Origin of the sequence: Kitasatospora sp. NPDC001527 (assembly GCF_040298605.1) — a bacterium.
Lineage (GTDB): Bacteria > Actinomycetota > Actinomycetes > Streptomycetales > Streptomycetaceae > Kitasatospora.
The window spans coordinates 102476-114946 of record NZ_JBEPAM010000021.1 but is presented as its reverse complement, the minus strand read 5'-3'; the positions used below and the strand labels follow the sequence as shown (position 1 = coordinate 114946).

The window sequence follows — 12471 nt, the reverse complement described above, 5'->3', positions numbered from 1 at the left end:
CCTGTTCCGCCCCTGGGCAGGGGCGGAACCGGCCGTTCGCCCGGGCCGTCAGTAGAACCGGCCGCCGTAGAACGGCGCGTAGTAGAGCGCGTAGCGGTCGCGGAAGTCGGGCCCCAGGTCGCTCTCGGCCGCGCCCATGGTGGGGCTCTCCTTGATCTCGTCCTTGGTCCGGTCGATGTACACGGTCTTCTCGCCGATCTCGACGCGGATGACCGTTCCGGCCGGGAGCAGCACCAGCCGGCCGAAGATCCACGGCCCGGTGTCGACGACCAGGTACTGCGATCCCACCTCCTCGGACAGCTTGTCCACCTTGCCGACGGAGCCGTCGACGGCCTCCACGTGGAACCCGATGAGGTCGGTGCCGGCGGTGTGGCCGGCCGTGTCCCGGAACTGCCAGAGGTTGACGTCCTCGCCCATGTGTCCTGCTCCCTTCCGTCGTGGGTCCGCTGCGCCCCGCCGCCGCGGGTGCGCGGTGCTCGGATGCCCCGGACCGCGCGGACCATGCCACCCGCGGCAGGTGTGGGCGCGGCGAGCCGGGAAAGACGGGCCGCGGGCCGGGCGCTCGCGCCCCGGCGTCCACGAGGAGAGACGCGAGAGGGGAGCGGGACATGGGGTGGAGTCTGGTGCGGCTGGCGCTCGCGGGCCTGGCGGCGGTCGTCCTCGCGTACGGCGCGGACCGGGCCGCGCTGGCGCTGTCCCGGCGGCCGGCCGCCCGCGGCCGCACCACCGGCGTGCCGCGCGTCCTGGCCCGTTGCCGCCGGCCGCTGCTGGCGCTGACGGCCTGCCTGCTGGTGCTCGGCGCGCTGCCGTGGATCGACGCGCCGCTCGCCGCCCGCGACGACCTGCGCCACCTGGTGCTGATCGCCGCCATCGTCAGCGGCGGCTGGCTGGGCGCCCGGGTGGTGGTGCTGCTCGTGAACGGCACGGTGCGCCTCGCCGTGCACCGCCGTGACCCGGCGTGGGCGGGCCGGGCCCGGACCCAGGCGGACCTGCTGGGCCGGATCTGCCAGGCGGTGATCGGGCTGGTGACGCTGGGCGCCGTCCTGATGACCTTTCCGGCGGTGCGCGGCATCGGCACCAGCCTGCTCGCCTCGGCCGGCCTGGTCGGCGTGGTGGCGGGCGTGGCGGCGCAGAGCACCCTCGCCAACGTCTTCGCCGGCGTCCAGATGGCCTTCGGCGACCTCGCCAGGATCGGGGACGTCGTGGTGGTCGCGGGGGAGTGGGGCACGGTCGAGGAGATCACCCTCACCGCGGTGGTGATCGCGACCTGGGACCAGCGGCGGATCGTGATGCCGATGTCGTACTTCGTCGGCCGCCCGTTCGAGAACTGGTCGCGCCGGTCCAGCCGGATCACCGGCACGGCGCTGCTCCACCTCGACCACCACGCCCCGGTCGGCAAGCTGCGCGAGGAGTTCGACGCCTTCCTGGCCGGCCACCCGCTCTGGGACGGCGAGGGCAGCGCCCTCCAGGTCGTCGACACCACGCCCACCACCATCGTGGTGCGGGCACTGGCCACCGCCGCGAACGCCGACCACGCCTACGAACTGCGCTGCCAGCTGCGCGAGCACCTGATCGGCTACCTGCGCGACCACCACCCGTACGCCCTGCCGCGCGTCTCGGTGACGGAGGCCCCCGGCGCCCGCCCGGACGCGGCCCGCCCGGGCACCGCGGGCCCGGCCTCCACCGGGCCGTAGGCGGCCCGCTCACCGGCCCCGACCGGGAGCGGCGGCCCCGCCGTCCCGATCCCCGCCGTTCCGATCCCCGTCGTCCGGCTCCCCGTCGTCCGGGTCGTGGAAGGAGACGTCGACCCGCTGCTCGGGCCGCCGTTCCTCCTGCCGGGCGACCGAGGCGAGCACCTGCTCGTCGGCCTCGGTCAGCGGCGGCTGGAGCAGGCTGCGCGGCCACAGCCGGCGCGCGAGCACCACGTCGGTCTCCGCGGCGTACACGGTGATCTGCGCGGTCAGGTAGAGCCAGGAGAGCAGGCCGATCACGGTCGCGAAGAAGCCGTACACCTGCCCGGCGTGCCGCAGCTGGTGCGCGACCAGCAGCGAGCCGAAGGCCTGCAGCGCGGTGAACAGCGGTCCGGCCAGCAGGCAGCCCGGCCACAGCGCCCGGGTCGGCACGTCCTTCGGGGTGAGCACCCGGAAGCACGCCAGGCACAGGGCGGAGTTCAGCAGCGCCGAGACGACCAGGGCCCCGATCCGCGCGGGCAGCCCGCCCAGCGTGGTGCCGACCAGCGCGGCGCCGGCCGTGGTCAGCACCAGCCCGCCGCCCAGGACGGCGAACAGCAGCAGCCCGCGCGCCAGCCGGGGGAAGTACCCGGGCCGCCGCACGCCCGGCACGTTCCAGATCTCGGCCATCGCGTGCTGGAGCACCTGGGTGACGCCGAGCGCGCCGTAGAGCAGGCCGAGCACGCCGATCACCAGCGCCGGGCCGCTGCCCTGGAGCGAGTGGGTGCTCTGGCGCAGCTGGTCGCCGATGATCGGGAAGTCGGCGAGCGCGGAGTCCACCACGGCCTGCTGCGCCTCCGGGTGGCCGTGCAGGACGAAGCCGAGGACGGTGCTGAGCAGGAGCAGCAGCGGGACGAGCGCGACGAAGCCGTAGTAGGTGAGCAGCGCGCAGAGCAGGCCGCCGCGGTCGTCCCCGTACTTCTTGACGACACCGACGACGACGGCGGGCGGACGGTGGCGCTGCTGGAGGCCGTCCAGCGCGCGCAGGGCGCGTTCGATCGGGTTCACGCGGGCGCGTCTGCCCCCGGATCGGGACGTTAGCCCCGCCGGAACCGGGGAAGCCGAGCGCCGGCGAACACGGCGACCGCGAGGAGGCGGACACGGTGGACCGGCCGGAACGGACGGCGGACGGGCGGCGGCGGGGCCGCGCCGGACCGGTGACGCCGCACGGCGTCGCCCTGTGGCTGCGCGGCCGCGCCTGGGAGGCGCTGTGCGGCGGGCGGCCCCGCAGTGTGCTGACCCTGGGCCTGCTGTCGCTGGCCCTGCTGACGGCCGGACTGCGCGGTTGCGCCCCGGAGGTGTTCTGGACGGCGCTGGCCGGCTGGGCCGGGCTCATCGGGGCGGCCTTCGGCCTGCTGCGCGGTTGCCGCCGGGCGGATTGACCCGGCGAGCCCCGGGCACGCGCGAAGCGACCGGAGGAATCCGCGACGAGGCGAGGAGACGACGGTGGAGGACATCCCGCAGGGCGGCGCGGGTGGCGTGCCGCTGCACCATGACACCGGCGACGAAGGCACCGACGGGCCGGAGGGCGACGCGACCACCGTCGAACCCGGCCGGGCCCGGCGGCTGGATCCCGACGAGTCCGACGAGTCCGACGAGTCCGACGTGGACGACCCGGACGGCGATCCCGACGGCGGTGACCCGGACGACCGGCCCTGACCGGCCCGAGGGAGTGCGGCGGGCGCACGGTGCGGCACCGTGCGCCCGCCGGGGTGGGTCAGTCGATGGCGTCGAGGACTTCGCCGAGGTCGACGAACTTGAAGCCGGTGGCCTCGCGGTCGCCGTCGGCGGGGGTTTCCTTGCCGTCCTGGACGACGAGCAGGCCGTTCGGGTAGCGGTTGCCGAGGGGGGCGTTGAGGGCGGCGGCGCCGTCGCAGACCTCGGAGCCGTCGAGGGTGGTGGAGGCGGCGGTGATGCGGAAGGCGCCTTCGAATTCGTTGTCGTCGTCGCGCTCGCGGTCGTAGGCGACGAAGGTGTCGTCGCCCTGGCTGGAGGCGAGCAGGTAGCCGTCGCCGTCCGGCTCGGTGACCAGGGTGAGCCCTTCGACGTCGGCGCTCAGGCGCTTGCCGCCGTAGCCGGGGTCGGCGCCGGGGGTGCACTCCTCGGTCTGCTCGTCGTAGGTGCCGGGGACGCCGTACTCGCGCACCTTGTCGATCAGGGTCGGCGTGCCGGTCAGTCCGGCGTCGATGCGCCAGATGCCGACGTCCTCCTGCCCCGCGTACAGGGTGCCGTCGGCGGGGTCGACGACCATGCCCTCGACCTGGGGCAGTTCGCCCGGTTCGGCGCAGGGCGTCCAGGTGGCGCCGTTGGGCAGGCGGAAGGAGGACGGCAGGTCGATCGTGCGGACCTGGCGGTAGTCGACCGTGCCGGCGGGGGTGGCGACCAGTTCCAGCAGGGCGATCCGGGTCCTGTTGCGCTGGCTGACCAGGGCGTAGGAGCGGCCGGTCCTGCGGTCGGTCCAGGTGGCCAGGCCGTAGGCGGTCTTCTGGTCGTTGATCTCGGCCTGGTCGGCGGAGAACACGGGCCGCACACCCGCGTCCGTCACGTCGGTGAGCGGGCCGCCGGGCTTGTCCCGGTCGATGCGGTAGATCCGCAGCCGGTCGTTGCCGCGGTCGCTGACCACCGCCACGTCCGCGCGGGCGCCGGCCAGCCGCAGGCCCTGCACCAGGTCGACGTTGTTGAAGCGCCCGGGCTTGTCGTCGGTGCCCGGTCCGGCCGGGGCGGGGACCGACTGGACCTGGTGGGCGTCCAGGTCGTAGACCCGCAGGCCGCCCTGCTTGGCGGTGGCGATCACCAGGCTGCGGCCCGGGTCGGCGGCGTTGCGCCAGATCGCCGGGTCGTCCGCGTTGGCGTTGCCACCGGCCTCGTCGTCGTACAGCGGCGCGGTCTCGGCCTTCGGCCGGACGCCGGCGACCGAGGAGGCCTGCGCCGGAAGGGCGACGGAGGCCGCGAGTGCCGTACAGAGCACGAGCATGGACGCGCGAGCGGCCAGACGGATCGTCATGTTTCTTCCTTCATGAGGGATTTGCCCTGGCAGGGAAAACGATCACGGTGCCAACGGTCATGTCCGCGACGAAGTGGTGGCCGGTAGGTGAACACGTCGCGAAAGCCCGTGGAGCTGAGCCGGGCCGGCCCGGCGGGATGCTCGTGCCCGGCGGTGTCAGCCGCGCCGTCCCGCCCACAGCACCGCGCCCGCGACGGCCGTGACGGCGACGACTGCCAGGGCCGGGCCGCCGAGGGTGAGCAGGCGTTCGAGGGAGGTCGCCGCGGCGTAGCCGATGCCGGCCTCGGCGGCGGCCCACAGGCCGGCGGCGCTCGCGCTGTAGGGGGCGATGGCGCGGTAGGGCAGGCGGGTGGCGCCCGCGAGGTGCGGGGTGAGGGTGCGGACGACGGGCACGAAGCGGCTGAGGAAGACGGCCCGGCCGGCATGGCGGGCCATGAGGGTCTCGGCGCGCTGCCAGGCCGCGGCCGGGACGCGGCGGCCGACGCCGCCGGCGCGCAGACGGCCGCCCAGGACGCCTCCGGTGCGGTGGGCGAGGTAGTCGCCCGCGACCGCTGCCGCGGCGGCGGCCGCGATGACGAGGGGCAGGCTGACGGAACCGGCCCGGGCCATGGCGCCGGAGGTCAGCAGCAGGGCGAGGGTGGGGGTGAACGCGCCCAGCAGCAGAACCGATTCGGCGCAGACCACCGCGGCCAGCAGTGCGTACACGGCGGGCGGCGGCAGGTGGGCGAGGGCGTCGGTCAGGAAGTTCACCACAGCACACCATCCCCCTGGGCGCGGGGCACGCCGAGCGGGGTGGCGAGCGGACGCACGCGGTCGGCGGGGGTCTCGGGGCGCCGCAGTTCCCACACGTGGGCGGGGGGCAGGTTGGCGAGCACCGTCCAGCGGCCGGTGGCGTAGCGGTGCTGGTAGGCGGTCATGATCTCGTCGACGGCGGCGTGGCGGCGGGCCTCGGCGCGGGAGGCGAACAGCGTGCGGGCGCGGCGGGTGCCGAGGTAGGCGAAGTAGGAGAGGGTGCCGCCGGGGTGCAGGAGGTCCAGGTAGCGGGCCATGATCCGCTCCACCTGCTCGGGGGTGAAGTTGGTCAGCGGCAGGCCGGAGACGACGACGTCGTAGCGCCGGTCGGTGGCCAGGTCCTCGACCAGGGCCTGGTGGACGGTGACCCGGGTGTGCCGGGCGGCGGGGGCGGTGTCGACGAGGTGGTCGAGGCGGGCGGTGAAGCGGGGGTTGGCCTCGACGACGTCCAGACGGCTGCCGCGGGGAAGCCGGGACAGCAGGGCGCGGGTGACGGCGCCGGTGCCGGCCCCGGCCTCCAGCACGGCGAGCGGGCGCGGGGACCGCGCGCGGACGGGGTCGGTCAGGCTGCGGGCCAGGGCCTGGCCGGAGGGGGCGACCGCGCCGGTGGTGCGCAGGTCGCGGACGGCTTCGCGCAGGAACGCCCAGCCGTCGGTGCGGACCGGCCCGGCTGCGGAGGCGGGGGCGGTGCGGGCGGGGGTGTGGGTCATGGATTCGACGGTAGGAACCGGCGGACCTCACCGGTTCGGCCGTTGTGCGACGCTCACCCCCTACGAAAGTCGGGGGCACGCCATAGCCGGTCGTCGCGGGCCCACGGTGCCGCGCGTCCCCACGATCGGCAGGGTGAGGACACGATCAGCGCCCGGCCGGGCGACCGGCCGCTGCTTCGCACCGACGGCGTCACCGGGGCCGGGGGAGCCGGTGGCGGTCGCCTCACCGCTCCGGCCGGACGGTGGAGGCGACCAGCTGCTCGGCCAGCCGTTCCCGGCCGCCCTCCTGGTACCAGCGGCGCTGGCGGTCCGCGCCGCTGCCCTCGCGCTCGAAGGCCCGCCACAGTTCCGCGATCCGTTCCGTGTCCCCGGTGGCCTCCAGCCCCGGGGCGAGGTGGGCGCGGAACTCCCCGACCACCTCGGCGGCCGGCCGGGCCGTCCCGTCGAGCGGGGAGACCAGCCTGCCGCGCGGGCCGGTCCGGGCGGCGTGCCAGGTGGCGGCGCGCAGCAGTTCGTCGGGGACGGCCGGGCGCGGATGCCCGGCCCGCTCGTCCAGCACGGCCCGTACCACCAGGGCGCGGACCAGACCGGCGAACAGCTCGGCGTCGGAGACCGTCAGCTGGACGTCGGCGGCGCGCACCTCCACCGTCGGGTAGCGGGCGGACAGCCGGGCGTGCCAGTAGAGCTGGCCCTCGTCGGCGACCGCGCCCGCCGCCAGCAGGGCGGCCACCCGCCGCCGGTGGTCGGCGGCGTCGGCGAAGGCGGGCGGCGGGCCGCTGACCGCCCACTGGTCGAAGTGGACCGTCCGCCAGCTGGCGAAACGGGTGTCCCGGCCCCGGAAGTAGGGCGAGTTGGCGGAGAGCGCGATCAGCACCGGCAGCCAGGGGCGCAGCCGCACCAGGGCGCCCACGCGCTCCTCCTCGTCCTCGATGCCGACGTGCACGTGCATGCCGTTGAGCATCAGGTCGTCGACCAGCGCGGGCGCCTGCCGGCGGGCCCGGCGGTAGCGGGTGCCGTCGGTCACGGGCACCGGGTCGTCCAGTCCGAACGGCGCCGCACCGACCGGGACGACCCGGCACCCGTGCTGCGCGGCGGCCGAGGTCAGCCCGGCGCGCACCCGTGACAGGTGCCGGACCACCGCCGGGAGGTCCTCGCAGACCGGGGTGGCCGTCTCCACCTGGACCTGGAGCAGCTCGTGCTGGGCCTCCTCCGGCCGCAGCGCCGGCGCGAGGTCGGCCGCCGCCAGCACCTCGGCGGCCCGGGGGAGCGGGGTGCCGTCCCGAGGATCGATCAGCAGGTACTCTTCCTCGACTCCGAGTGTCAGCATGAACCGCCGTTACCCGGAACCGCGCGTTCCACGCCCCACCCGCTGCACGCCCCCGGCGAGCGGCGTCACACGGCGTCGGGAAGCGGGGCCTCGGCGGAGCGGGCCCGGCCCGCCGCCGGGTCGTGGTCCGGACGGCGGGTGCGCTCCGCCCGGGCCGCGAAGAACGCGCCCAGCGGCAGCCAGCCGTGTGCCCGGGACATGGGACCGCCGTCGTCAGGACCACCGGGGCCGGCGCCGGCCCCGGTGGTCCTGACCACCTGTCATCCGCGCACGGGGCGCCTCACCGCCGGTACCGCTGCGCCACGGCCGCGAAGGCCGCCTTGGGCTCCCAGTCCATGTCGGGGTAGGTCCGCCCCCGGCGTCCTTCGAGGAGTTTGACGATGCCCAGGCCGGCCCGGTCCAGGTCGTCCCTGGGGTCGCCGTCCGGACGGTGCGGGTAGCCGGGCAGGGCGAACAGGAACACGAACGCGCTGTCCACGCCCTCGGTCTCGAAGATCTCCAGCAGTTCGGTCAGGTAGGCGGCCTGGCCGGCCTCGTCGCGCTCGTACACGCCGTTCAGCCGGACGGGGGCCCTGGTGTGCGGGTCGTACTCGACCACGTCCAGCACCCGGCCGCCGCGGTCTCCCGCGCCGCGGTAGGCCGCGGTGCCGAACCCGGTGATGGCGAGCGGCTTCGGTCCCCGGGCCAGGGTCCGCACCGCTTCCCGGAACCGGTCGGCGACCTCGGCGGAGCGGAGCAGCTCGAACGTCGTGATGTCGAAGGGGGTCCAGTCGACCTGCTCGAACTGGATGGACGCGTAGGTGAGCCTGCCCCGGAAGCGTTCGCGCACCGCCGCCGCGGCCTCGCCGAGGAAGGCGTTGAGGCGCACACCGAGCTCGCGCATCGCCCCGGCCCGCCGCTCGGGGCGGCCCAGCAGCCGCTCGACCCGCTCCTCGGGGCTCGCTCCGGGCAGGAATCCGTGGTTCATCACGCTCAGCTCGACCCCCGCGACGAACACGACCTCGGCCCCCTGCCGCCGGATCCGTTCCGCCCGCTCGGCGCAGTCGCGGAAGAGTGTGAGGATCCGCTCCGGATCCAGCTCCAGCGGATAGGGCGAGAACCAGACCTCCAGGCCGAGCCCGGCGGCGGCAGCGGCGGCCAGCTCCAGCCGTTCCGGGTCGCCGCCGATGATCTGGACCGCGTTGCAGTGCAGGTCGTCGCGGATGACGGCGAGCTCGCGCCGGACCACCGCGGGATCGAAGTCCTCGCGGGATGTCCGGCCGTGCACGACGAATCCGGTGTCGTAGGTCATTCCCCTGGCCCTCATGCGGACGCCCTCCCAGTCGTTCTCGCTCGGTCCCGGTCGAGGCTGACAGGAAAAATGCGCGCACGCAAGTTTGCGTGCGCGCATCGCGGCATGGGAGGCTGGCGCCGTGACGACACCACCACCGGGGCTGCGGGAACGGAAGAAGCGGGCCACGCGCGTGGCGCTGCGCGAGGCGGCGCTGCGCCTGGCCGTGGAGCGCGGCCCGGACCAGGTGCGGGTCGAGGACATCGCCGAGGCGGCCGGGGTCTCGCCGCGCACCTACAACAACTACTTCGCCAGCCGCGAGCAGGCGATCGTCTCGGCCGTCACCGCGGACCGGGAGGCGCGGATCGCGGCGGCGGTCGCGGCCCGGCCCGCGGACGTGCGGCTGGCCGACGCCGTCACCGACGCCGTGGTCGAGCAGTACGCGCACGCCGGTGAGCACGACCCCCGGGCGCTGCTGCTGATCATCACCCGGACCGCGCTGCGCGAGGCGTTCCTGGACGCCACCGCCGGCATCGAGCCCCCGCTCGCGGCCGTGCTCGCCGAGCGCCTGGGAGACACCGGAGCGCCCACGGCCCGCGTTCTCGCGGCGAGCGCGGCCGCCGCGGTCCGCATCGCGCTGGAGGGCTGGCTGCGGCCGGCCGGGAGCGCCGAGGCTGCCGGGAGCCTCGGCGCCGCGGGATTCGTCGTCCCGGCCGGCTCATTGGCCGAGCGGCTCCGCGCGGCGCTCTCCCCGCTCGCGCCCGCGTTCGACGCCGCCGAGCGGCTCAGCCGGACGGCGTGACCGGGGACCGCATGCCGAGCCACTGCTCGGAGCCCCAGGCCTCGAAGCGTTCCACCTCGGTGAAGCCCAGCTTCGCCGCGAGGCGCATCGAGGCGGCGTTGGCGCTCTGGGTGGTGAGCACCACCGGCTCGCCGGGAAGGACGCCGGCGAGCCAGCCGAGCGCCGCCGCGCACGCCTCGGCGGCGTATCCGCGCCCCCAGGCCCGCGGCAGGAACAGATAGCCGAGATCGGCCTTGCCCGCGGCGGCCGGCCGGCGGTGCCCCGTCGCCCTCCTGAGCAGGACGTGGCCGATCATCGACCCGTCGAGCTCGACGGCGAAGCTCCCGGGCCACTGCTCGGGCGCCCCGGACAGCTCACGCTCCACCTCGTCGCGTGGCCGCGGACCGCCGAGGTAGGTGTGCACCTGCGGCGAGGCGAGCAGCTCGACGAACGCCGCCCGGTCCCGGGCCTCGGGCCGGCGGAGCACCAGTCGCTCGGTCCTGATCGGCTCGGGCGGCCACGGCACGGATCCAAGATCGTCCATCCGGCCAGGCTAACAGGCGGTCAGATCCGTTGGGACGGCCGCTCCTGGACCTTCTCGCCCTCGCCCTCGGTGTCGATGTGGGGGAGGATCCGGTCGAGGAAGCGCGGGGTCCACCAGGCGGCGGCGCCGAGCAGGGTCATCACGGCGGGCACCAGCAGCAGGCGCACGACCGTGGCGTCGACGAGCACGCTGACGGCGAGGCCGAGGCCCATCATCTTGATGACGATGTTGTCGCTGACGATGAACGCGGCGAACACGCTGACCATGATCAGCGCGGCGCAGGAGATCACCCGGGCGGTGATCTCCAGGGCGTGCGCGACGGCGTCGTGCGGGCGGCCGGTGCGCAGCCACGCCTCGTGGACGCGTGAGAGCAGGAAGATCTCGTAGTCCATGCTCAGCCCGAAGACGATGGCGAACATCATCATCGGCACGTAGCTCTCGATCGGCACCTTCCCGGCCACCCCGAGCGCCGGGCCGCCCCAGCCCCACTGGAAGACCGCCACCACGACCCCGTACGAGGCCGCGATCGACAGCAGGTTCAGCACGGCGGCCTTGACGGCGACCAGCAGGCCGCGGAAGACGGCGAGGATGATCAGGAAGGCGAGCCCGACCACCACCGCGATGATCAGCACCAGCCGGCTGGAGACGATGTTCAGGAAGTCCACCTGGGCCGCGGTGTTGCCGGTCACGTAGGTTTCGGCGCCGGTGCCGGCCACCGCGTCCGGCAGCACGGTGTCCGACAGCCGGTTCACCAGGTCGGTGGTGGCGCGGTCCTGGGGCGCGGTGGTCGGGACGACGGTGTCGAAGAGCACCACGCCGTCCGGGCTGGTCTGCAGCGGGCTGACGCTCGCCGCGCCGGGCAGGCCGGTGAGGGCCTGCTGCACGGAGGCCTGGACGGCGGGGCGCTCGCCGGCGGCCACGGCGCTCTGGTCGACGACCAGGGTGAGCGGCCCGTTGGACCCGGGGCCGAAGGCCTGTGACATCAGGTCGTAGGCGCGGCGGTCGGTGAAGTCGGTGGAGTCGGCGCCGTCGTCGATGTGGCCGAGCTGGATGGAGAACAGCGGGATCGCCAGCACCCCGAGCACCACCACGCCCGCGACCAGGAAGCGCCAGGGGTGCGCCTCGACCCGCCGGGCGTAGCGGTGCCAGGCACCGGTGGTCTCCTCGCCCCCGGCGCCGCCGGTCTCGGCGATCGGGTGGCGGACCGAGACGCGGTCCATGTGGCGGCCCATCATGCCCATCAGGGCGGGCAGCAGGGTGAGCGCGCCCAGCACCGCCGACACCACGGTGACGCCGGCGGCGGCCCCGAGCTTGGCGATGAAGGAGATTCCGGAGACCGACAGCCCGGACAGCGCGATGATCACGGTGCAGCCGGAGACCAGCACCGCGCGGCCGCTGGTGGCCACCGCCTGCCCGGCGGAGGCGACCGGGTCCACGCCGTCCATGAGGTTCTGGCGGTGCCGGGTGAGCAGGAACAGCGCGTAGTCGATGCCGACGCCGATGCCGATCATGGTCGCCAGCGTCGGCGCGACCGTCGCGAAGGTGGACAGGGCCGCGATCAGCCCGAGCACGCCGAGGCCGACCACCGCCGCGAACAGCGCGGTCAGCAGCGGCAGTCCGGCCGCCACCAGGCTGCCGAAGCCCACCAGCAGCACCACGATCGCCACCGCGAAGCCGATCGCCTCGCTGGACCGGTCGTCCGGCGCCGGCCTGGCCAGCTCGCCCAGCGGCCCGCCGTACTCCACCTGCACCCCGGCGGACCGCAGCGGGGCGACGGCGGCGTCCACGCCCGCCAGGTAGTCCTCGCCGAGCAGGGTGGGGTTGGTGTCGAAGCGGACGGTGATGTAGCCGGTCAGCCCGTCGGCGGCGAGCGGTCCGCCGGGCGGCGCGGGCTGCCCCGGCGGCGGCAGCGGGCTCTGCGCGCCCAGTACGTGCGGCAGTTGCCCCAGCGCGGAGACGGCCTGGCTGATCTGTGGCTGGAAGCCGGTCAGCGGCTGGGCGTCGTGCAGCACCACCTGGGAGCTGGTGCCCGCGGCGGCCGGCTCGTGCGCCTGCAGCACGTCCTTGCCCTGCTGGGCCTGGGTGCCGGGGAGTGAGAAGTCGTCCGAGTAGGTGCCGCCGACCGTCTTGTTGGCGGCCTGGACGGCGGCCAGCGCCACGATCCACAGCACGATCACCAGCAGCGAGTGGCGCGCGCACCACTCGCCCAGCCGGCGAAGGCCCGCGCGTCTGGCCGTCGGCGCGGCGGCCGGCGAGGAGCGGCGGTCGGACGGCGGCATGGACGGCTCCCGGGTCTCCTGGCGCGGCTGTGCG

General features: G+C 75.1%; 14 protein-coding genes. 4 read left to right on the top strand and 10 right to left on the bottom strand.

The features are described from left to right. Positions 1-48: 48 nt before the first annotated feature. On the bottom strand, positions 49-417 hold the full coding sequence (locus tag ABT238_RS20585; RefSeq protein WP_350572329.1) for a PRC-barrel domain-containing protein: 369 nt from the start codon (positions 415-417) through the stop codon (positions 49-51). A gap of 191 nt (positions 418-608) precedes the next feature. Between ABT238_RS20585 and ABT238_RS20580 the strand changes: the two genes are divergently transcribed. After that, positions 609-1694 carry a mechanosensitive ion channel family protein gene (locus ABT238_RS20580; protein ID WP_350572330.1) on the top strand — a complete coding sequence of 362 codons (1086 nt, stop codon included), beginning with the start codon at positions 609-611 and terminating at the stop codon, positions 1692-1694. A 9-nt stretch (positions 1695-1703) separates the two neighbouring features. On the opposite strand, the gene ABT238_RS20575 is transcribed toward ABT238_RS20580, so the two are convergent. After that, the gene (locus ABT238_RS20575) at positions 1704-2738 is read right to left on the bottom strand and encodes a YihY/virulence factor BrkB family protein (protein WP_350772764.1); all 1035 of its coding nucleotides are present in this window, start codon (positions 2736-2738) and stop codon (positions 1704-1706) included. A 95-nt stretch (positions 2739-2833) separates the two neighbouring features. Here ABT238_RS20575 and ABT238_RS20570 point away from each other — a divergent pair, with 95 nt between their 5' ends. Both ABT238_RS20570 and ABT238_RS20565 read left to right on the top strand, forming a co-directional pair. Further along, the gene (locus tag ABT238_RS20570; RefSeq protein WP_350572332.1) at positions 2834-3112 is read left to right on the top strand and encodes a hypothetical protein; all 279 of its coding nucleotides are present in this window, start codon (positions 2834-2836) and stop codon (positions 3110-3112) included. Positions 3113-3176: 64 nt separating this feature from the next. Beyond that, a complete protein-coding gene (locus ABT238_RS20565; RefSeq protein WP_350772749.1) occupies positions 3177-3389 on the top strand; it encodes a hypothetical protein in 213 nt (70 codons plus the stop codon). Positions 3390-3447: 58 nt separating this feature from the next. Here the strand turns inward: ABT238_RS20565 and ABT238_RS20560 are convergent, their stop codons facing one another. From ABT238_RS20560 to ABT238_RS20535, 6 genes are all read right to left on the bottom strand, one after another. Continuing rightward, the gene (locus tag ABT238_RS20560; RefSeq protein WP_350772738.1) at positions 3448-4734 is read right to left on the bottom strand and encodes a phytase; all 1287 of its coding nucleotides are present in this window, start codon (positions 4732-4734) and stop codon (positions 3448-3450) included. Between the two features lie 156 nt (positions 4735-4890). Then, a complete protein-coding gene (locus tag ABT238_RS20555) occupies positions 4891-5484 on the bottom strand; it encodes a DedA family protein (protein WP_350572335.1) in 594 nt (197 codons plus the stop codon). Continuing rightward, positions 5481-6236, bottom strand: a complete 756-nt coding sequence (locus ABT238_RS20550) for a class I SAM-dependent methyltransferase (RefSeq protein ID WP_350772705.1) — start codon at positions 6234-6236, stop codon at positions 5481-5483. Before ABT238_RS20550 ends, ABT238_RS20555 begins: the two co-directional genes overlap by 4 nt. 223 nt (positions 6237-6459) lie before the next feature. Further along, on the bottom strand, positions 6460-7563 hold the full coding sequence (locus ABT238_RS20545; RefSeq protein ID WP_350572337.1) for a carboxylate-amine ligase: 1104 nt from the start codon (positions 7561-7563) through the stop codon (positions 6460-6462). 65 nt (positions 7564-7628) lie between these two features. Next, positions 7629-7763: a hypothetical protein gene (locus ABT238_RS20540; RefSeq protein WP_350572338.1), complete on the bottom strand. Its 135-nt coding sequence runs from the start codon at positions 7761-7763 to the stop codon at positions 7629-7631. Positions 7764-7843: 80 nt separating this feature from the next. Continuing rightward, positions 7844-8854: a glycoside hydrolase family 113 protein gene (locus ABT238_RS20535; protein ID WP_350772678.1), complete on the bottom strand. Its 1011-nt coding sequence runs from the start codon at positions 8852-8854 to the stop codon at positions 7844-7846. A gap of 121 nt (positions 8855-8975) precedes the next feature. Here ABT238_RS20535 and ABT238_RS20530 point away from each other — a divergent pair, with 121 nt between their 5' ends. After that, positions 8976-9635: a TetR/AcrR family transcriptional regulator gene (locus tag ABT238_RS20530; protein ID WP_350572340.1), complete on the top strand. Its 660-nt coding sequence runs from the start codon at positions 8976-8978 to the stop codon at positions 9633-9635. Here ABT238_RS20530 and ABT238_RS20525 read toward each other — a convergent pair. Both ABT238_RS20525 and ABT238_RS20520 read right to left on the bottom strand, forming a co-directional pair. Further along, on the bottom strand, positions 9619-10158 hold the full coding sequence (locus ABT238_RS20525; protein WP_350772640.1) for a GNAT family N-acetyltransferase: 540 nt from the start codon (positions 10156-10158) through the stop codon (positions 9619-9621). The genes ABT238_RS20530 and ABT238_RS20525 overlap by 17 nt on opposite strands. 20 nt (positions 10159-10178) lie before the next feature. Continuing rightward, positions 10179-12437: an MMPL family transporter gene (locus ABT238_RS20520; RefSeq protein WP_350772626.1), complete on the bottom strand. Its 2259-nt coding sequence runs from the start codon at positions 12435-12437 to the stop codon at positions 10179-10181. Positions 12438-12471 lie beyond the last annotated feature (34 nt).